Below are 17,417 nucleotides of genomic sequence, written 5' to 3'. Positions count from 1 at the left end.
AAAGCCACGCTTATGCGTGGCAGGCGTGGCATTCAGATATCACATGAATTTGACATTATTTGATTGTCAACTAAATAAATAACTACCCCGTGTGGGTATGTTGTTAAAAACAGGAAAAAACCGTTTCTATAACTAGATTAACTCTTACCTATTTAGTGAACTCAACCATGTCAAAATTTCAATATCTCAGCAATACAGCGGATAAACTACAGTGTGCAGTTTTTCCCAACGCAGAATTTAACGACCTTCTCAACGATAAAGGCTGGGAGCCTGTACCCTATCAGTTAGATAAACATAACGCCCCCCCTCAGGACGTTGTTTCCATCATGAACTTTCGGGACGTTAGCCTAGTTGCAGCCTGGCGTATTTATCGTGGGCTATCACAGCATGCAGTAGCAAAAAAACTAGACACGACTCAATCGGCTGTTTCGCAATGGGAATCAACGTTTTCAAAACCACAGAAGAAAACACGCATGAAGCTTGCGGCTATCTATGATTGTTCCCTTGAACAATTGACCACAAAGACGGTGGAACCAATAGTGGGTTGAAATCTGTTCCAACCGTTAACACTAAAGAGATATCCTGTCTACCTCATCTATAGGGATACACCAATGGTAAGATTCCAGACCAAAGACCATCGATATTGCGACAATTAGATGCATAAACATTTTAATGTTGCGATATAAAATCTCTTTTAATGCCGATAATTAGACAGTCATTGCCAAGCAGCTAGAATATTTACACTGGCCTAGAGCCAGTCCATGTAGATAGTTGTTCTTACCCCTTGCCCTGAGCGACCTTGCGGTTTCAGGGCTTTTTTTAAATAACGAAGGTAAAAATGCGTGATTGGTTCGCCTTAATGGCATTGGCTTTTAGCTCGGGGGTTATGTTTACTTTGTTATTTATCGGTGAAATTTGGAGTTATTAAAAAGCCCCGGCAAATGCCAGGGCTTGGTGTCGGTCTTTCCCGGCTGTCACTTCACATCGAGGGACGCATTCAGATAACCCAGGGTAGGGATTGATAGTGCGTATCAAACCCAAATGCGCCCTTCTGATGCGCTTTCCAGCCACTCCGGGTAATCCCATCTTCGCAGGCTGAAAAGCTTTTTCTGGAGCGGTCAGCGGGAATCGAACCCGCATCATCAGCTTGGAAGGCTGAGGTAATAGCCATTATACGATGCCCGCATTGGTCCGCCATCGAGGTCTCGAACCCCGTACCTACAACTTAATGGTCGTTGCTCTTCCTGCTGAGCTAATGGCGGTTTGGTGGCCCTTGCTGGACTTGAACCAGCGACCGAGCGATTATGAGTCGCGCGCTCTAACCAACTGAGCTAAAGGGCCGAGGCGCGCATACTAATGCAGCCAGCATAACCACACAATACCCATTGATATTTCTTTACATATCAACGGTGCTTTTCTGACTCGAACTTCTCGCTCAACGCAATGCCGTCCGGCAGCAGTGCCCAGGCGACGTAGAAATCGTGAGGGGTCAGTTCTTCCATCAGCCAAGTGTGAATACCGATGTGGTAAACCTCACCGTCTTCCTCTAATGCCCGGATGTGTCCTTCGTGCCAGCCGTCGCAGGGATTGAGAACCAGCACGCCATTACCCGTGGGGTTGGCAGTTTGCTGTCGGGTCGGAATACAAGACTCTGGTTACGTGCATTGACATTTACCTGGCTCCATAACGACACAAAACACACCATTGCCGGGGGGCGATGATAAGCGGTGTGGCGAAGTCACCAGCCTTTTGGAATTCCACAAGCTTTTTTTATCGCTGGCGGATAGACGTTCTTTTTCAGGCAATACCGACCACCTTAAGCGAGACAGCATCATTAAAGCCCTCTGCCGCCTGTAACCGCTTCAATACCAGTGAGTAAGATATGCGCAGCTTGGTATCCATGCTGCGCACCGGTATGCAGTGAATATAATTCCACTCCAGCAGCATGCTCAGGCCCAGCAGTGCTGGATTTAGCTATGGCGTTCAAGCACTGTAATGAACGGCATCCGTGCAGTGCGTTAGGTTATAGTCCACCGCTGAAATAGCTGCGCGGCAAACCTAAAAAAACAGGTATTATATCTAAAAATATAGGGGAAAATCTACCTTTTGACGGCTATGACAGATGTCGGTTATTTATACCGGAATCTGTACACTTAGGCCTAGACTAATAAAAAACTCATGCACTTATGCTTTGTATAATCGAGATAGGGGAAGATATTCAACATAACTTAAATTACCTATTACTTTACCATCTTCAGAAATTAGATTATTTAGCTCATAATTATACGTAAACTCTGGAATTCCCGAGTTGTGCTTCATATCAGAGCGGGAAACATCTTTTGCACCCTCTGTAGGAATAAATTCATTAAAGCATTGCAGACCTTTTTCAACATTTTCCCTTATGGCATTTTTTGATGTAAAGGTCACACCTTTTCCTCTGCAGGAGCGCATGCGTCTAACCTCGCCAGTGGAGCCTATGGTATTAGAAGCGCTTGCGCATAGCTCCAAGGAGACGAGCCCATTAACCAATACTACGTTTGGCTGTATGCCAAAGAAAGCGGGGTCCCAAATAGTTAAACAAGCAAGCTTTCCTTTTTCCACTGAACCAACATGCTTATCTATCCCTAAAGCAATTGCTGGATTTATTGTATATTTACTTATATATCTCTTTACACGATAATTGTCACCAGAATCCTCGTCATCACCATCAAGCGGTCCATATTCATCTTTCATAACATGGGCTAACTGCCATGTTTTTCTGACAACATCTCTAACCCTGCCTGGACTTAAATAACCAGAAGCGATAATTGGGATAAATCCTTGATCATGTAACACTGACTCTGCCGCGATAACACCCTCATACTTTGATGTGTCATAGAGATGATTTATAGCATGACCCTTTTTAGAAAGGTTATGCTGCATACTCATTACTCCCATTGAATCATAACATAAGTTTTGTGTAAATATCAAACCAGACGATGTAGAAATAGGAATTATGTTAGCATACTTCGAACAAACAATTGAATCATTCGGGCCTCCACAAAACCCAGATATATTAACAGCAATTGCAGTTCGACTTGACAGTCCAAGAGGTAAATGCTCAACAAACCCTCTTGTATTACATGCATCCATTTTGAATAAGAACGGGACGTCCTTCTCATTCGCCACTTCTGAAATTTTGCTTATGGAATATGATGTTCCCTCTCCATATTCGTTAAGATAAAACCCAGAGGCAACACTATTATATAATAAATCATCAAATCGGTCAGTATTATATCCTTGCGCAGCCCCATGAAGCATTATATTAATAGGAAGATTATCCAATAGTTGGGCGCCTTGATTGACTTCATTTTCTCCTATTGAGTATGCACCACTTTCTTCTGCATTTATTGTATTTACCCCACAACAGGAAACTGTTGTAATCCCTGAATTTAAATATTCATCAATGGCATTACGACTAAACGACAACGCGTAGCAATCAACAGCCCCAGCCGTAACTATCATTCCTTTAGCTTGGATTACTTTAGTCGCCACTCCTATAACCAATCCTGGATCTACTTTATTATGAATGTCTGGGTTACCAGATTTTCCTACACCACAAATCCTACCATCTTTTATCCCAATATCAGCCTTAAATATACCTGTATGATCAACTATTAACGCATTAACAATCACTGTATCACAACAATATGCCGAGGGTAATGATGAATTTTTTCTTGCTTCACCATATCCAGTTACAATCTCATCTCCATAACCACAATAATCATTTTCAACCCGAATAGTGAGATTTGTATCTGATAGCCTTACTATGCAATCAGTGGTTGGACCATATCTATCAACATAACCTTCAAGATCAAGAAATTCAGCATTACCATCATAACAATCTGTAACAACAAGGTCTTGCTTCTTCATTCCTATAGCAGCTATTTTTTTCTTATCACCAGGTTGGAAAAGAAGCAAGTCTCCAGACGGGATATAAGGTCGCTTCCCCTTCAATATAGCACCGTCAGGATACAGTTTCAGGGATAAATTAACTTCAGAAAGATCAGAGTGAGACCGGATATACATGTCATTAAATGAACTATTGATAACATCAACCGCTATCACATCTTCATCGGTATTTACAAGGCATGGATCAACAATACTTGCAATACATTTATGACTAGGGATTATAATTTCACCTGGATGTATCTCACCATCACTAGCTATAATGCCAAGATCATCAAAAACAATAGTGCTAGCCCCAGTAACAAGCATAACTTCGACTGAAATTGACTTTACCAAATTGGCAACCCCTGGAAGTAGAGAGATATCGCCATTCAAAAGGTTATTATTTATTTCAATTTTAACTTTTTGTTTAATAGAATGTAAATCACTACTATCCCTCGCCTCAATAAGCGCGAGGTATTTTACATATGAAACGAACTCCGGGTAATTCATGTTTTTAGCGGTAAATTTATTATTCATGTCCCTTCCAAAAAATAGATCGTACGCTAAAGAAAATTGGTTTGACACTTCAACACCATAACTATTCTGATCACTATGCAACGGATAGTTATTCTTGAAAGGATTAACTGCAAAACCACCTTTGTTAATCTTGCCAAGTAAATTTGGTGTCCCATAGCGACCATCGCATAAAAGCCAGCCATCCGGTATAATATTTCCATTAAACGGTATAATAGTACCCTTTCCAACATTCACCATAACAGAGCCTTAGCATTAGCATGTTTTCATATAAAATAAAGTTCAATTTTAAAAATCCCCCTGTAGTGTTAAACCTACTGACGGCGAGTCAGAAATACGAGAAACTAAATGATTTAATAAATTTTGAAATTGTTTTTCTTTTTTCTTCCAGAAGCTTACTTGTTTCAATAGAAAAACAGTCTTTTGCTGATTTTTCTTCTTTTACTCCCGATTTTAACCTGATTGGTGCGCGGCATTCATAAATACCAAATGCTGGGGATACTCGTCGAGTCTCAAAATCTCCTAAATAAAATGTATTTGAAGATAAATGACCTACCTGCCTTATGCGTGATGGGTTCGTTGTTGGGACTCTTCGATCATCATATTGAGCATTGAAAATTACATAATCTGTTACATCCAGAAGGCCTAAAGCGTTTCTTGTAATTGAACGAGCACTTCTCACTTGATTCCCTTCAATACGAAGAAGCGCTGCAAATTCTTCTTGCCATCCATACTCTCGATAAAGCCCCAAAGCCTGTTGACGTATCCCATAAGCATAATTTCCCAATGCCAGAGCAAGCAACGAACCGTTAATATCATAAAAATTATCACTAGGTGTTATTTCATAAATCCAAGCAGAGTCCCCCTCTTCATAGCCCACAACAATTTCAGCCATTCGTTCGATAGCCCCCCAATTACTTGTTGTTGATATAAGAGCGCTTATTTGATCTCTTATATTTTCACCACTAACATGCCTAAGTAGTGATGGATCCCCCCCCAAGATGTAAATCCTAAATTAAATATATCTGCAGGACCTCTTGAGTCGATTCGGTACACGACATTCACTGGAGGGATAGCATATACAACTGCGGAAAAAAACAAAGTAAAACATAAGATTAATTTACGTGAAAAACAACACCTTAATACATTAAAAAAAACCACCCACCCCTCCACGTTAATTAGTTATAAAAAATCAACCTTTAATCAGGATTGCATAAATTTGATCACCATTCTCTTTCATACAAAAAGTTGCACTAACGCCAGTGACACTTGCAATTGTAGCTAAATTAATCATTGGAATATAACCCGCTTGATATGGAGCCCTATAATAAATCTTACCTCCTATTATTTTCCCTGCATCATATTTTAAATTCGCGTAAACATTTTCCTCCCCATCATAATTTGTTGTTGCTATAACATTTAATACCTTACCTGTATATTCATGATAACCATTGCATATATTAGGGTTTTTCATTTCAATTTCACTTGCATTGGAATTGGTATTAAATAAAACTGACAGTGCTATAGAAAAAAATACAGATGTTTTTAAACGCATAAACCCTCCAAAAAAACCATAATAACCCTACTCATTTCTTTTAACCCCACCTTGAACATGTATACCTACTAATCGATTAATCTTTCTTAAATTATCTAAATAGCAAACTTCGATATAATCAACCTTCCACCCATTATGAGCAGTCGTGAGCATTCGCGCACACATGTCAGACTTGTATTGATCTTCAATCAATAATGGAAAATAATCTTCTTTTTTATTAATGTCTGACGTGATATCCACATTGTTTTTATTTGATATTTTATTAATTTTATAATCAACCCCGCAACTATGCCTCAATTCATTATTCAACACAGCAACAGATGATTCTTTGAATGAAACTATACTTCCATAGTACTTTTCCACTCCTAAAGTTTCGTCACATTGAAATGCGCCAGCATAGCATGCTGACACCTGGAAAAGTGCAAAAAACAAACCTAAAATTGACTTTTTCTTCCTCATAGTCATGCCTTTTTTTGAATTAAAAAAAACAAAAATTACCATTAAAAAAACTCTACAACTGAAATGGATAATAGCCCCACCAACTTTATTCATTACCAACATACATTATATAAGCCAAAGAATAAATTTCTGATGAACGACAATCTGAGGTTCCTTCACACCTTACATTTTCGCCTTTCTGCTCACCTTCATAAACACCTTTTTCCTCTTTACGTTTTTTTTTGTCATTGTAACTTTCTTCCCTTACTCCACTTCCCTCTATAATTTTTTCCGTTAAATTTGGAGTACCATTTTTTCCATCACATAAAACCCAACCGCTAGGGATAATATCCCCACTATAATTAGTGATACCACCAATAGGAAACTGTTTCATTACTACATCCTTTTTTAATTTCAATAGTTAGGTGTCATCCACCTTAAGTCAACTTATAAAATTGACATCCTCGATAATCCTGGAGACTAAACTCTTAGATAGGGTAGCCCGGACTACAAAAATACGATTTTTTCCCCCTGAATTCCGCCAACGGGCTGTTCGTATAGTTCTGCGAAGTTAGAACGAATACTATTCAAAAGAGGTAGTTCTTAGCCCCGTAGCCCCAAAGATTAGCTACCCGCCGGAGACGTACGCACCAGGCAAAGATGTGCGTACATATCGTTTATTATCGACGTTAGCGTTGAACGTACTAGAACAGGCATTGAGGTTCAGATGCCCCAGCTGTGGTGCCATTCTTCACGAGAATAAAGGCCCTCAGTATGTGTCGCCAGCATACACACAGTGACTTCAAAATGAAGGGCTGCTGACGTCAATAGACTGCACCGACGACTCATGCGACAACGCGATACTTGAGCATGCTAGCGGACTCTTTAAAGCAGAGGTGGTAATCGTACGGGCTGGGAAAAATGCACCGATGTGAAGCTAGTCATGCTGACGTAGGTGGACTGATATATCAATAGGCGATAACTGGAGCAACTTCCTGCAAAAATTGAACAAGCATATTGCGCTTCCATCATGAGCAGTGGTCTCACAACCTGAGTTCGCAGACAAATCACTCTTTCGGAAAACCAAGGCGGTTGACATCACTTTCTTTAATCTTTATTGGTTATGGGCAATAGCCATCGGATTGACATTTTAGTAATAAGCCTGGTTCGTACAGGAATGCGGCCTTGGAAGACTCCAGCAGACAAGCTAGTTCTTCAAACACAACCTGAAAGGTTCTGAATGATTTGCGCTGCGAAGCGTGGGTATATTGCGGATACAAAAAAGCCCCGCAAAGGCGAGGCTAAATAATTTGGCTAGTTGCGGTTAAGGTACGCCACTATTTGGATAAATTACGCCAAACTTATGCAAAATGCAACTCATTGCTTAAAAACGTCGACATCCGTGTCGAGATTGCTTTATTTGGTTATTTTTTGGAACTCAGTTGCGGCCACGCCTTCCTCGATTTCGCATTTCGCCACCAGCGACTCATAGAAGGGCTTCCAGTTCCGTGACCAAGACGATTGTGTCAGTTCAGGCAGTAGCGCTGTAATCGCCCTGTGGGCTACGGATGAGGGCATGCGGCTAAAGCCTTTGCTGCCGCACCGTTCGCAGTCCTTGATAACAGGAGACGCGCTCGCCTTGGTTGCCTCACGGTCGAGCGCCTTCCCGGTTCCCTTGCAGTTCCGACAGCGCTTGTGGATCTTGCCCTTACCGTTGCAGGTCTGGCACATCTCACGCACCATCTGCCGTTTGGTTGTCGGCGCGATTTTCTCCTCACCGTCCATACCGATGTAACCCGGGTAGATCACAACATCACGCTCGATATCCACCAGCCCTTTTCCGTGACAGTCGTGACAGGTCACACTGGCACCGGCTGAGTGCGAATATTCCTCATAAGCCAGCGCGGCAAGGATCTGCATACAGCGGGCCATGCGGCGACCGGCGACTTTACCGACATGCTTAGGTGCCTTCTTCATCGCATACAAAGTCAGTTCTGCAATGGCTCTTTCCCGATCTTCACTGCTGATGCCGGTTTTACCCAGGAACGCCGCCATGCCGAAGTGGGCCTTTGATTCTGTCAGCCCCAGCGCAGCCATAACATCAGTGCCAGTAATACGGTCAGCCGAGGTACCCGATGAAGAGTCCGTAATTGCCAAGCCCTGCGGGCTGAAGTGCTTTAACGCCGCTTCCAGTCTCATTTTCGCCACCTTTCACGCAATGAAATCAATACGTCAATTGTTGCACAAATTGCAACATAACTCACTTTATTGCATTTTACGAAACAACACCACAACCAGCACTAAGCCACTTCATGCATGCCGATCAGATTCAGATACACCCCGTCGCTGTCGGCATTCATATCCTGATAGCGTGGGTGATCCAGATACCACTTCAGCACATCGAGCGCCTCAGCGCGGGTGATCGGTCTGATCGTCTCCAGCAAATGGTCAAGATATTGTTCCCTATCCCACAAGTGCGTGTCTTCATGGGCATATTCATCGGGGTAAAGTTCTTTGTGTGCGCCGCCACGCATTGATGATAACCAATCCCAATACTGGACCTCCCTCACAACATCGCTCAACGTGTAAGGCTCGGGTAACACATCAGTAAAGGCGAACTCCCCCGGCCCTTTTGCCATGTAATCGCAGTAAATCTCCCGACACGGCCCGTACACCTCCTCAATCCGGCACTCAGCCGCGACGGGTTCGAATGCCGCCTCAAGATTGCCAAATACACCACGTACAGAGCCGGCCTTCTCGTGCTGTGTTTTTGCCTGGTCGATATAATGCTGAGGATTGTCCATCCACATAGTGGAAAACACCGAGGTCCAGCCCGCGCCCTGAGTCTGCAGATAGCGCGTATAATTGGCCTGCGCTTGCTTCGGTGTGATGGTCAGCTTTTTCAACCCTTCTTCCACTGCCGCAATGTGCGCAGGTTCGCCGGTCTTAATCACCTCCAGTACCCACAAATACGCATCGGTTTGCTTATCGCCTGTGACAGCACGCTGAAGCGGCAACGGTTTGGGAATAGCTACCGCCGTGGAGTATTTTCGCTCAGGGATAGTGAAAAGCACCCGGTGTTCAGGATTATCGCGAAACAGCCCCGATCGGCGGCACGTGGTCTTTACCGTGTTAAGGTTCACGCCGGTGAGGCGGGAAATGGTTTTATACCCCTTGCCCTCTCGCTTGAGGCGCAGGATTTCGGCTTTCTGGTCTTTCATTTTGCACACCCCGTGTTCATCTTGGAATTGGCGACCCGCTGACCGCCCCCCTCGTTATTGGCCCTGACGCTTGCCACCACTGCGCACCGTGCGTGCACTGATAACCGAATCGGCCAGCACCTGATACCCGGTGTTCATCTGGCCATCACCGCCGGTCCATTGGTTGATGTTCATCGTCCCGGATACGCTGATGAGGTCGCCTTTGCTGTGCTTTGCCAGAAAGTCCGCCTGCTTGCCAAACGCCGTAACCGCCAGCCAGAAGGTGGACTGTCCATCATCGGCACCATGACACGGCAACGACACTGCCATACGTCCAAGCGCCATCGAATGCCCGTTGCTGGTGGTCTTGATTTGCACGTCAGCCACCAGCCGGCCGTGTGCTGCGATATGTGCGGTCATTACACCTCCTCCTCGGTGTCGTCCGGCATCATCAGCACGACGAAGCGCGGCTGCTTGCCGTCGATTCTCAATGTTTTTTTGGTCATTCCCTTGGCGGGCTTGTCCAGCATTCCTGCATCGGCCAGAGCCTGAGCAAAGGCGACGGGGTTAGCTCCAGCGGCGATCTCGTCACGAAACACCGCCGGATAGGTATGAAATATCAACGTCTCAAGTCCTGGCCGTTCTTCCCGATAACCCGCCAAATCCCGGATCGGCAAGTCACGCGGGTCGCTGTTGGGATGCGGCATATACCGGCTATAACCAAAGCGCTGCAAAAAGGCTTCCGCCTGCTCTACCCATGCCTTGGCCTCACGGTTACCCATACCGAATTCATTCACCCAGGCATTGAAACTGTGCTGCAGGGCATCGCGGCTTTCCTGCTCGCCCCACCCGGTCAGCGATTTCGACAGGATCAGGGCACCTTCCAACACAGCAAAGCGTGACGCCACCCGGCGAACCTGCTCGCTGGCTTCTTCGGGCAATAATCCCAACCACCGGCGTTCAGCAGCGCGAACCGCATCAACCGCCTCCTTTTTCTGGATGGCAAGCTGGTTGATCCACTCACGGCCCACAACACCATAGTTCTGCTTGCAGGCGTCGCGCATGGCATCAGCATGCGTCTTACCGTCGGCATAACCGTGATACTGCGTCGCTTTAGTGATCGGCACGTTAAGCAGGCGTACCAGTTGCCCGGCGTTAATTTTTCCGCCATCAGCCCGGATATAGCTTTCCATATCAATCTCACCGGTACTGAAGGCCATCGCCCGCCAGCGCTTGATATCCCTGTTGCCGCCATCCTTTGCCCCCTGGATCTTGCCCACGCCGTTGAAGAGCGCATAAGCCGCATCAGCCACCGCCTTGCGGTTACTGCCCTGGCCGATTTCATCCAGTGGCATAAATCCATCGTTGTGTGCCGCCGCTTCGTTCACCAGCCCGAGCGCCGTTGAATACCAGGTCAGCTTTAACGCGTCCGGCTCACCGTAAACCGTACTGGCCGCATTGCCGGTGGTCGTCTTCCCCGCTGATGAACCTCCGAACAGGTGAACACCAAAGCCATCAGCCCCCGCGATACCGATCAGCGGTGCCGCCAGTGCACAGGCAATACCCAGCATCATTGACGGGTTCCCCTTCGCCAGCATGGCCACACTGTTACGCCAGCTCTCCGACGTTCCTTTGACGGTATAACCCCGTGCGGCGGCTGAACGCCCATTGAACAGCACCGGTTTTTCAGGTTTCCCCAACACCTCACCATCGGGCATGATGTAGGCGCCACATTGCCACCCACTGGCGCTGGCGATCGCCCACATGTCACGTTGACCACTGCGCTGCAGGTGATCGGCAAGAATGGCCCTCAGACCGCTCTTTGAGGTGACCAGCATCCCGCCAGCCTTGAGTTTGGCCCAGCCGTCACGTTCACCAATATCACGCAGGGGCACGGCTTCCGTACGCCGTTCATCACTGCCTTCCGGTGTCCAGGCGAGGATCAGGTAGCGCTCTGCATCATCCTCGCCAACACCGACCACCTCAGCCAACGTTGATAGCCAGCTTTCCTTTTCATTGATCTCACCGGTATCCCGATCGGTTTTAGGCTCCACCCAGTACAGCCCACCGTTCCGGGCATCAACATAAGGTTTCAGTCCAGAAGGTGCTGCCTGCTTTCGTGCCTGCTCCGTCTTGTCTGTGACCTGATTGAACAAGCGATTTATCCGCTCGCCGTCAGAAAGGGCAAACGCCAGGGTTTTGCGCTCAATATATTCAAGCACCAGCGCCTCACGTTTTTCCCTGGCAGCTTCTGGCGACCTGTGCGACTGGAAACCATTGTCAGCCAACCATTCTGGACTCACGGAATCACCAAGAACCATAGTGTTCAGCTTTCTCGCCAAATCGCCTTCCGGCGTTGCCTGTTTGGTCCGCTTTACCGCTGCTGCCGCTTCGTTCCGCATGACAGGCCTGCCCATCACCCAGCGATAAACGCTGGAGAACAGTGCATCCGGCCACTGCGCATGTGCGACGCCATCCGGTGTTTTGATTGAACTACTCATCAGTGCATCACCTCTTCAGGAAGTGGACCTTTGTCAATCAGCTCGATAGCCTCGAAAAACACCAGTTTCAGCCTTTCTACCGCTTCGATGCCTAACGGAGTCAGCCACTGGGGAGAATCTGGCGGTGCCACCTGTGCATACATGTTCAATGCCATCCGGGTACCTTCCTCTTCGCCCAGATGTTCAATCATGGCACCTTCCATATGACTGGCTACGGCGAAACGCATGGCGCGGGGATACATCGGCAAAATATTCAGATTGCCATTAACTTCATGCGTGAAGGACGGTGCGCCGGTTAATTCGGTTTGGTAATTCCGCCAGCAATCCACAAAACGCCAGCGCCAGAACAGCAACGAATCTGCGTCTGATGGGTTACCGGTGTAGAGGAGCCAGAACACCATTAACTCAGATTCCAGCAGCCCACAACTGTGCTCGCGATCATTGACCCACTGCGGAATATCTTTCACCAATACGGTTGCAACAAAAACCTTTCCGTCCTGCTCGTGAACAGTGATATCACCCAACCCACCTTCAGACAGGCCAGGTGTCAGAATGAACTCGCCAGAGCGAATAATTTCAGGGGGAATTTTCGTTGCCATTAATACATCTCCAAACCAAGGGTGTTGCCCTTCGGATTTTTCAGCGCCATTTCCACCGCATTGCTCATCAGTGACGCCATAAACGCAATACCTTCCGGCGTTAATTTGCTGTTGTCTTTATTCAACATGCAGGAATAGGTAGATGCCAATAATTTGAGGCTGTTGGCCTGCCCGTATTTTTTGTAGCACTCCGCTTCAAAGCAGTCCATCAGGCAACGGTGTACCGCGTCCGCGCTCAGTTCACCAAGGATGACCTGCTGGCGATTGACCGTAACCGTACATACCGGGTGTCCACCGCTGCGACGCTTGCAATAATCCACAAACGCCTCCGCAATGTGCTTGCGATTTAATTCAATTGAGTGAGTCATATTATTTCCTTACCGAATTCCGGCCGAGTGAAGCCCCCGACCGGCGTCGGTATTAAATTTGTTGATGGCAATTAGTTAATATTTGGCGTCAGCGTTTCTTTTTCTGCTCTCGCTCCCTGATAGAGAAATCAGCCTCATCCGCATTAAATTTAAGTGCTGCCGTAATGCCAGGGATATACATCAGCATTTCACCGAGCGCATGCAGATCTGTTCGCGCCATATTGTCGGTATATTCTTTGTTGTCACATGCCCAGAAAGCGATATTGCCGATTGCTCCAAGCCCGGACAGTAACCCCTCATATGCACCTTCGGAGTGCATGCGGATAAATTTGAGCTGTTCGGTGTCTTCGTTGCTGATATCGGTGCGTGACAAAATCTGTTCGATATAGCTCACAGTTCACCCCCGAAGAGTTTGCCCAGATCAATGCCGTACACGTCCAGCCATGCGCCTGCTGGCCAGGACTTAACACTGCCGTAGCGTGGGTCTGGCACATCAACCGCCGTGACGCCTCGCTCTTTACACCACTTGCGCAGCGCAGCAAACTTAAATTCGCGCTCGGTCTTCTTCTCCACCTTGGTGATCGTCGCATGCTTCACGCTTTCGCCCAGACGTTCTTCCAGATCCCGGCATTTACGGGTGGCCGCACTAAGTTTGCCAAGGGCAGAGGCTTCGCGCTTGCGACTAATCTGCGACTTGGTGCGCTCCGCATAGTTGGCCCGTTCTTCTGCTGCGAGGCGGCCCTTTTCGGACTCGAGAGCTATCTGGATGATTTCCAGCTTGGACAGTTCCACTGGCGCAGGTAATGCCTTGGCATCGCGGTGGGTAAAGTAGAACTCAGTCAGGTCGTTGTAGTATTCCCACGCCTGATCGGTTTCTAATATCTTCGCGTGGTTGGCAGCTCCGCGCTCAGTCCATAGCGTGAGAGATCGTGCTTTCGAGGAAATTTGCACACCGCTGAAAGAGTTGCGCAAAATTTCTACTTCTTCCCCCCTCAACTTGAAGTAATGCTTCCCCTCAACAAAGCGCGTTTTGTTGCGATTGAAATTATTCGTGATCATCTGCTCAGTCGCACCATACCCAGCCGCCAACTGCTCGGTAGTCGCCACACGCTGCCCGCGATACTCGATGACCTGCAGGTCTTTGGCCTCGACGGCCATCAGTTCGGTTTTCTTAGCCATTGCACACCCCCTGCTCATTTTCCACCGTGGACTGTTCGCCGAGATCCAGCGCGTTAGCTGCCCGTTGAGTGAAATCCTCGGCAACATCCACCAGCGACATGACGTATTTCTGCATATGTTTGTCCTGCGCATTGATAATGAGCTGCGCGCAGTTCAGCAGATCCAGCGAGCGCTGCAGGTGCAACAGCACATCCTCACTCACCTGATAGGTGTAGGTTTTACTCATTTTCAGCCTCCGCGCCACGGCGGGCGATTTCCTCAATCAAATCGACGAGTTCAAAACAGATCTGCTCCTCACGCTCGCTCGACGTCAGATAGCCAGCAGCAGCGGCCAACACCTGGATTTTGGCAAGGGCATTGATGGCATCTAATACCTTTACGCTACGCATGGTGACCTCCCGCCATCAGCCCCAGCAGATAAACGAAACCAGCCAGGCTACCGAGTGTGATAAACAGAACACCGGCCACCAGTAGCAGATCAGCCATAACTTCCGACAGCATTTTGTAGTTACGAGGTTTGCGCATGTTCTACCTCCCTCAGGCGGTTTTCTTCCATTAACCAGCAGACCGGCTCAGCGGCAAGGTTGAGTGCCATTTCAGCCAGCGTTTTTACTTCGTCGGCATCAATCACATCTGCTGCCACCGCCAGCGACGACAACAAAGCATGCAATTGAATAGCTTTATCCCTTGCTTGCCCCAGCGCGATTTCATGTGGCATTTTTAACCTCCCGGCGACGTTGCTCCTCCATTAGCCAACATGCAGGCCCACCAGCCAGATCAATCGCCAGCGTGACGAGTGTATTCATGTCCGTAATATCGATTTCGTCAGCACCGATATTCATCGCTAACAACAACGCGTTTAATTGGTCTGCCTGTCGGCTCATCTCTGGCAATGAAGTTTCATGCGACATTGGCAACCTCCAGCTCCGGGCGTTCCGGTGATACATACCAGCCAGCACGCTGCGCCAGTTCAACGAAGGATTCGACCGAGCAGCAAAAATGATGATCGGGGATCGGCAGGTTCGAAGTGATAACGCCGTTCTCGACGAACAACATCACTCGACCAGTAGTGCCAGGGTAAATACCGAGCAGGGTCAGAATTTCAGGGGGAATGTTATGCAATGCATAGCGCTTACCGTTCTCATGGTTAGCGAACTCGCCATGGTGGCATTCGCGGAAATCCTTAATTGCCTGTTCAGCATCAGAAATATTAGTGAATACCCCTAAGTGATGTCGCTTACCGTTGTTCGTACACATCGCAAGCCATTTTCTTGAAGGTTTATGCCAACTAACACCCTTCACACCAGATTTGTTATTCCTGTACATCCGTTGGTTACGGCAATTTTCCACGTTAGTCGCCGAGCGAAGGTTGCAAATACGATTGTCGTCTCGAACACCGTTGATATGATCGATTTGATCAGAAGGCCAACTGCCATGAACATAAAACCAAGCAAGCCGATGAGACTTATACATTTTCCCCTTTATCTTGATCTCGATATAGCCTCCTTGTTTCAGGCCGCCAGCGATATAGCCAACCCTTGCAGCGCCTCGATTAACCTTCCATGTAAAAACACCAGATTCCTGATCGTAATGCAGGATCTTTTTTAAATATTTCTGCGTTAATTCAGACATTTAACCACCTCCGATGCAGACTGGCGCTGTTCGTAAACCCACATAAAGCCGTCGTCAGTGGAGAAGATTTGCAGGCGACAAGGTGCTGCCGTGCGGATTTGAGCGGCAAAGGTCAGCGTCCAGCGAGGGAATTTGGCGCGAGCGTCAACCTCGGTATCTGCCTCAGCTCGCAGCACAGTCGGTGTGGAGTCGGGGAATTCGTTAGGGGTAGCCAGAAACAAGAATGTGAATTTCGGCCGAGTTTGGGTATCATGTGAACATGCCATAATGTAAGTCTCAGTTACGTTGTGGTTAGAGGCTCCAGGCGGACTGCAATCCACTGGAGCTTCGCTATTATTGAATGCTGCAACATCCAACTGGCACCCACTATATACATCAAGTGGCACCCACATCAATCCTTTTTCGAAATTATTTTTCGTGTATACTGGCACCCACAAAAAAACACGGAGACCAGTAATGTCGCCAAATAACATCAACAATAAATCACAGAAGATGAGCGCTCGCGTTCCGCACGAAGTAGCGGAAGCAGTTGAGTTAGTCAAAGATGAAGGCGAAAGCACTGCCCAGTTCATCGTTACCGCCATGCAGGGCGAGATTAAACGCCGGCAGCGCAAGAAACCCAAGGAATCGCCAGAGGGCTGACCTACACTTTTTGTGCAGGTTGAGATATGACCTACGAAATTTTCGTAGTGCCGCTCCCGCCGTTCTGCAATATACTGACAGTGCTTCTGATTGAGAAAGCAGTCGTCCCAAAGGGCAGCATTTGCGGTGCTGCCTTTTTCTTTCCAAGTGCCGGGCATCATTTGCACACCTCCCCATCAGCGAACTCAAGCCCCAGAGTGAAAAAGATGAATTGCTTTGCGGCCCGATCTGCATTCTCGATCGCTTTCTTCTCTTTTTTACGGCGGTGCATTTTCATGCTGCCCTTGGTGCCGTTTTCCCGCTTCGAATATTCCTCGGCCTTAACGAGAAAATCGGTGATCTGTTTTACCGAAAAATCCTTCAATGAGGCGAAGCTGAGGTTTGCCAGATCCAATGCCTGTGGCTGGGTTTCTTGCTCGGCAAGGTCCAGCAACCAAATACGCAGCTCCCTAGCGATCTTGGTACGCGAAAGCATGCCGATCAGGTGAGCGCCGCGAAGAGAGAACAGCCGGATTTGAACGTATTCTAACTGATTGTTTTTATTGCTGACCGTCACTTTGGTCACCATCGTCATGCTTTCAGTAAACTCTTCCTTGTGACGCTGGAAAATCTTGTTCACCTGCTTTACATCCGCATACCCGAGCAGCTTGGCCAGTTGCTCAGCCGTGAACCATATTTTCCCGTCACCATTGTCGAAGGGAATTACCACCTGGTTGTGGAATTTAAGCTCCGCGATATTGGCGCTGACGCTGAATTTAGGGTGAGTTTGGCCCCGACCAAGAATGGCCGTACTTTTCAATTTCATTGGTTATTCCTCGTTAAAGCTCTTGTTTACTGAG

At 47.2% G+C, this 17,417-nt stretch carries 25 protein-coding genes and 3 tRNA genes; 2 read left to right on the top strand and 26 right to left on the bottom strand.

Going from position 1 to position 17,417, the window contains the following annotated elements; genetic code table 11:
• Window positions 1-167: 167 nt before the first annotated feature.
• Window positions 168-548 carry a helix-turn-helix domain-containing protein gene (locus tag EBA31_RS08430; RefSeq protein ID WP_122078337.1) on the top strand — a complete coding sequence of 127 codons (381 nt, stop codon included), beginning with the start codon at window positions 168-170 and terminating at the stop codon, window positions 546-548.
• Between the two features lie 562 nt (window positions 549-1,110).
• Here the strand turns inward: EBA31_RS08430 and EBA31_RS08425 are convergent.
• From EBA31_RS08425 to EBA31_RS08325, 25 genes are all read right to left on the bottom strand, one after another.
• A tRNA-Gly gene (locus tag EBA31_RS08425) sits at window positions 1,111-1,185 on the bottom strand.
• 2 nt (window positions 1,186-1,187) lie between these two features.
• Window positions 1,188-1,262 (bottom strand) — tRNA-OTHER (locus EBA31_RS08420).
• Window positions 1,263-1,264: 2 nt separating this feature from the next.
• Window positions 1,265-1,341 (bottom strand) — tRNA-Ile (locus tag EBA31_RS08415).
• Window positions 1,342-1,403: 62 nt separating this feature from the next.
• Window positions 1,404-1,601: a hypothetical protein gene (locus tag EBA31_RS08410; protein WP_238387441.1), complete on the bottom strand. Its 198-nt coding sequence runs from the start codon at window positions 1,599-1,601 to the stop codon at window positions 1,404-1,406.
• A 583-nt stretch (window positions 1,602-2,184) separates the two neighbouring features.
• Window positions 2,185-4,704 carry an urease subunit alpha gene (locus EBA31_RS08405; protein ID WP_122078335.1) on the bottom strand — a complete coding sequence of 840 codons (2,520 nt, stop codon included), beginning with the start codon at window positions 4,702-4,704 and terminating at the stop codon, window positions 2,185-2,187.
• 88 nt (window positions 4,705-4,792) lie between these two features.
• A complete protein-coding gene (locus EBA31_RS26765) occupies window positions 4,793-5,359 on the bottom strand; it encodes a hypothetical protein (protein ID WP_162302876.1) in 567 nt (188 codons plus the stop codon).
• A 56-nt stretch (window positions 5,360-5,415) separates the two neighbouring features.
• Window positions 5,416-5,520 (bottom strand): hypothetical protein, encoded by a 105-nt coding sequence (locus tag EBA31_RS27245; protein ID WP_369982354.1) that lies wholly within the window; start codon window positions 5,518-5,520, stop codon window positions 5,416-5,418.
• 136 nt (window positions 5,521-5,656) lie between these two features.
• Window positions 5,657-6,019 carry a hypothetical protein gene (locus EBA31_RS26760; RefSeq protein WP_162302874.1) on the bottom strand — a complete coding sequence of 121 codons (363 nt, stop codon included), beginning with the start codon at window positions 6,017-6,019 and terminating at the stop codon, window positions 5,657-5,659.
• A 27-nt stretch (window positions 6,020-6,046) separates the two neighbouring features.
• Window positions 6,047-6,571 (bottom strand): hypothetical protein, encoded by a 525-nt coding sequence (locus tag EBA31_RS08395; protein ID WP_122078331.1) that lies wholly within the window; start codon window positions 6,569-6,571, stop codon window positions 6,047-6,049.
• On the bottom strand, window positions 6,564-6,851 hold the full coding sequence (locus EBA31_RS08390; RefSeq protein ID WP_122078329.1) for a phage tail protein: 288 nt from the start codon (window positions 6,849-6,851) through the stop codon (window positions 6,564-6,566). The genes EBA31_RS08395 and EBA31_RS08390 overlap by 8 nt, the downstream gene beginning before the upstream one ends.
• 1,022 nt (window positions 6,852-7,873) lie before the next feature.
• Window positions 7,874-8,656, bottom strand: a complete 783-nt coding sequence (locus EBA31_RS08385) for an antitermination protein (protein WP_122078327.1) — start codon at window positions 8,654-8,656, stop codon at window positions 7,874-7,876.
• Between the two features lie 101 nt (window positions 8,657-8,757).
• A complete protein-coding gene (locus EBA31_RS08380; RefSeq protein ID WP_122078325.1) occupies window positions 8,758-9,678 on the bottom strand; it encodes a hypothetical protein in 921 nt (306 codons plus the stop codon).
• Window positions 9,679-9,732: 54 nt separating this feature from the next.
• Window positions 9,733-10,077 carry a single-stranded DNA-binding protein gene (locus EBA31_RS08375; protein WP_122078323.1) on the bottom strand — a complete coding sequence of 115 codons (345 nt, stop codon included), beginning with the start codon at window positions 10,075-10,077 and terminating at the stop codon, window positions 9,733-9,735.
• Entirely contained in the window at window positions 10,077-12,158 is a 2,082-nt protein-coding gene (locus EBA31_RS08370; protein ID WP_122078321.1) for a DUF927 domain-containing protein, read from the bottom strand. Before EBA31_RS08370 ends, EBA31_RS08375 begins: the two co-directional genes overlap by 1 nt.
• The gene (locus EBA31_RS08365; RefSeq protein WP_122078318.1) at window positions 12,158-12,757 is read right to left on the bottom strand and encodes a hypothetical protein; all 600 of its coding nucleotides are present in this window, start codon (window positions 12,755-12,757) and stop codon (window positions 12,158-12,160) included. The genes EBA31_RS08370 and EBA31_RS08365 overlap by 1 nt, the downstream gene beginning before the upstream one ends.
• Window positions 12,757-13,125, bottom strand: a complete 369-nt coding sequence (locus EBA31_RS08360) for a hypothetical protein (RefSeq protein WP_122078316.1) — start codon at window positions 13,123-13,125, stop codon at window positions 12,757-12,759. The genes EBA31_RS08365 and EBA31_RS08360 overlap by 1 nt, the downstream gene beginning before the upstream one ends.
• Before the next feature lie 88 nt (window positions 13,126-13,213).
• Window positions 13,214-13,519 carry a hypothetical protein gene (locus EBA31_RS08355; protein WP_122078314.1) on the bottom strand — a complete coding sequence of 102 codons (306 nt, stop codon included), beginning with the start codon at window positions 13,517-13,519 and terminating at the stop codon, window positions 13,214-13,216.
• Entirely contained in the window at window positions 13,516-14,304 is a 789-nt protein-coding gene (locus EBA31_RS08350) for an ORF6N domain-containing protein (protein ID WP_122078312.1), read from the bottom strand. The genes EBA31_RS08355 and EBA31_RS08350 overlap by 4 nt, the downstream gene beginning before the upstream one ends.
• Window positions 14,297-14,530, bottom strand: a complete 234-nt coding sequence (locus tag EBA31_RS08345) for a hypothetical protein (RefSeq protein WP_122078310.1) — start codon at window positions 14,528-14,530, stop codon at window positions 14,297-14,299. The genes EBA31_RS08350 and EBA31_RS08345 overlap by 8 nt, the downstream gene beginning before the upstream one ends.
• Window positions 14,523-14,693 carry a hypothetical protein gene (locus EBA31_RS26905; protein ID WP_202914195.1) on the bottom strand — a complete coding sequence of 57 codons (171 nt, stop codon included), beginning with the start codon at window positions 14,691-14,693 and terminating at the stop codon, window positions 14,523-14,525. The genes EBA31_RS08345 and EBA31_RS26905 overlap by 8 nt, the downstream gene beginning before the upstream one ends.
• Window positions 14,686-14,829 carry a hypothetical protein gene (locus tag EBA31_RS26755; RefSeq protein WP_162302873.1) on the bottom strand — a complete coding sequence of 48 codons (144 nt, stop codon included), beginning with the start codon at window positions 14,827-14,829 and terminating at the stop codon, window positions 14,686-14,688. The genes EBA31_RS26905 and EBA31_RS26755 overlap by 8 nt, the downstream gene beginning before the upstream one ends.
• Complete coding sequence (locus tag EBA31_RS08340; RefSeq protein WP_122078308.1) at window positions 14,813-15,022, bottom strand: hypothetical protein; 210 nt, start codon at window positions 15,020-15,022, stop codon at window positions 14,813-14,815. The genes EBA31_RS26755 and EBA31_RS08340 overlap by 17 nt, the downstream gene beginning before the upstream one ends.
• On the bottom strand, window positions 15,012-15,215 hold the full coding sequence (locus EBA31_RS08335; RefSeq protein ID WP_122078305.1) for a hypothetical protein: 204 nt from the start codon (window positions 15,213-15,215) through the stop codon (window positions 15,012-15,014). The genes EBA31_RS08340 and EBA31_RS08335 overlap by 11 nt, the downstream gene beginning before the upstream one ends.
• Entirely contained in the window at window positions 15,205-15,936 is a 732-nt protein-coding gene (locus EBA31_RS08330) for an HNH endonuclease (protein ID WP_122078302.1), read from the bottom strand. The genes EBA31_RS08335 and EBA31_RS08330 overlap by 11 nt, the downstream gene beginning before the upstream one ends.
• Window positions 15,924-16,202, bottom strand: a complete 279-nt coding sequence (locus tag EBA31_RS08325) for a host cell division inhibitor Icd-like protein (protein ID WP_122080599.1) — start codon at window positions 16,200-16,202, stop codon at window positions 15,924-15,926. The genes EBA31_RS08330 and EBA31_RS08325 overlap by 13 nt, the downstream gene beginning before the upstream one ends.
• Window positions 16,203-16,392: 190 nt before the next feature.
• On the opposite strand from EBA31_RS08325, the gene EBA31_RS08320 reads away from it, so the two are divergent.
• On the top strand, window positions 16,393-16,578 hold the full coding sequence (locus EBA31_RS08320; protein WP_122078300.1) for a YlcI/YnfO family protein: 186 nt from the start codon (window positions 16,393-16,395) through the stop codon (window positions 16,576-16,578).
• 157 nt (window positions 16,579-16,735) lie between these two features.
• Here the strand turns inward: EBA31_RS08320 and EBA31_RS08315 are convergent, their stop codons facing one another.
• Entirely contained in the window at window positions 16,736-17,383 is a 648-nt protein-coding gene (locus tag EBA31_RS08315) for a BRO family protein (protein ID WP_122078297.1), read from the bottom strand.
• Between the last annotated feature and the right edge of the window lie 34 nt (window positions 17,384-17,417).

The organism is Serratia sp. P2ACOL2 (assembly GCF_003691565.1).
In the GTDB taxonomy this organism is placed as follows: domain Bacteria; phylum Pseudomonadota; class Gammaproteobacteria; order Enterobacterales; family Enterobacteriaceae; genus Serratia; species Serratia liquefaciens.
The sequence above is the reverse complement of the archived record's forward strand: the minus strand, read 5'-3'. Positions and strand labels throughout refer to the sequence as shown.

Bases quoted from the DNA above. Each gene is read 5' to 3' on its own strand.
- EBA31_RS26755 (WP_162302873.1), bottom strand. From the start codon at position 14,829: ATGCGCAAACCTCGTAACTACAAAATGCTGTCGGAAGTTATGGCTGAT.
- EBA31_RS08340 (WP_122078308.1), bottom strand. From the start codon at position 15,022: ATGCCACATGAAATCGCGCTGGGGCAAGCAAGGGATAAAGCTATTCAA.
- EBA31_RS08385 (WP_122078327.1), bottom strand. From the start codon at position 8,656: ATGAGACTGGAAGCGGCGTTAAAGCACTTCAGCCCGCAGGGCTTGGCA.
- EBA31_RS08350 (WP_122078312.1), bottom strand. From the start codon at position 14,304: ATGGCTAAGAAAACCGAACTGATGGCCGTCGAGGCCAAAGACCTGCAG.
- EBA31_RS26765 (WP_162302876.1), bottom strand. From the start codon at position 5,359: ATGGCTGAAATTGTTGTGGGCTATGAAGAGGGGGACTCTGCTTGGATT.
- EBA31_RS08320 (WP_122078300.1), top strand. From the start codon at position 16,393: ATGTCGCCAAATAACATCAACAATAAATCACAGAAGATGAGCGCTCGC.
- EBA31_RS08360 (WP_122078316.1), bottom strand. From the start codon at position 13,125: ATGACTCACTCAATTGAATTAAATCGCAAGCACATTGCGGAGGCGTTT.
- EBA31_RS08395 (WP_122078331.1), bottom strand. From the start codon at position 6,571: ATGAATAAAGTTGGTGGGGCTATTATCCATTTCAGTTGTAGAGTTTTT.
- EBA31_RS08345 (WP_122078310.1), bottom strand. From the start codon at position 14,530: ATGAGTAAAACCTACACCTATCAGGTGAGTGAGGATGTGCTGTTGCAC.
- EBA31_RS08325 (WP_122080599.1), bottom strand. From the start codon at position 16,202: ATGGCATGTTCACATGATACCCAAACTCGGCCGAAATTCACATTCTTG.
- EBA31_RS08390 (WP_122078329.1), bottom strand. From the start codon at position 6,851: ATGAAACAGTTTCCTATTGGTGGTATCACTAATTATAGTGGGGATATT.
- EBA31_RS26905 (WP_202914195.1), bottom strand. From the start codon at position 14,693: ATGCGTAGCGTAAAGGTATTAGATGCCATCAATGCCCTTGCCAAAATC.
- EBA31_RS08375 (WP_122078323.1), bottom strand. From the start codon at position 10,077: ATGACCGCACATATCGCAGCACACGGCCGGCTGGTGGCTGACGTGCAA.
- EBA31_RS08365 (WP_122078318.1), bottom strand. From the start codon at position 12,757: ATGGCAACGAAAATTCCCCCTGAAATTATTCGCTCTGGCGAGTTCATT.
- EBA31_RS08370 (WP_122078321.1), bottom strand. From the start codon at position 12,158: ATGAGTAGTTCAATCAAAACACCGGATGGCGTCGCACATGCGCAGTGG.
- EBA31_RS08405 (WP_122078335.1), bottom strand. From the start codon at position 4,704: ATGGTGAATGTTGGAAAGGGTACTATTATACCGTTTAATGGAAATATT.
- EBA31_RS08380 (WP_122078325.1), bottom strand. From the start codon at position 9,678: ATGAAAGACCAGAAAGCCGAAATCCTGCGCCTCAAGCGAGAGGGCAAG.
- EBA31_RS26760 (WP_162302874.1), bottom strand. From the start codon at position 6,019: ATGCGTTTAAAAACATCTGTATTTTTTTCTATAGCACTGTCAGTTTTA.
- EBA31_RS08315 (WP_122078297.1), bottom strand. From the start codon at position 17,383: ATGAAATTGAAAAGTACGGCCATTCTTGGTCGGGGCCAAACTCACCCT.
- EBA31_RS08330 (WP_122078302.1), bottom strand. From the start codon at position 15,936: ATGTCTGAATTAACGCAGAAATATTTAAAAAAGATCCTGCATTACGAT.
- EBA31_RS08335 (WP_122078305.1), bottom strand. From the start codon at position 15,215: ATGTCGCATGAAACTTCATTGCCAGAGATGAGCCGACAGGCAGACCAA.
- EBA31_RS08430 (WP_122078337.1), top strand. From the start codon at position 168: ATGTCAAAATTTCAATATCTCAGCAATACAGCGGATAAACTACAGTGT.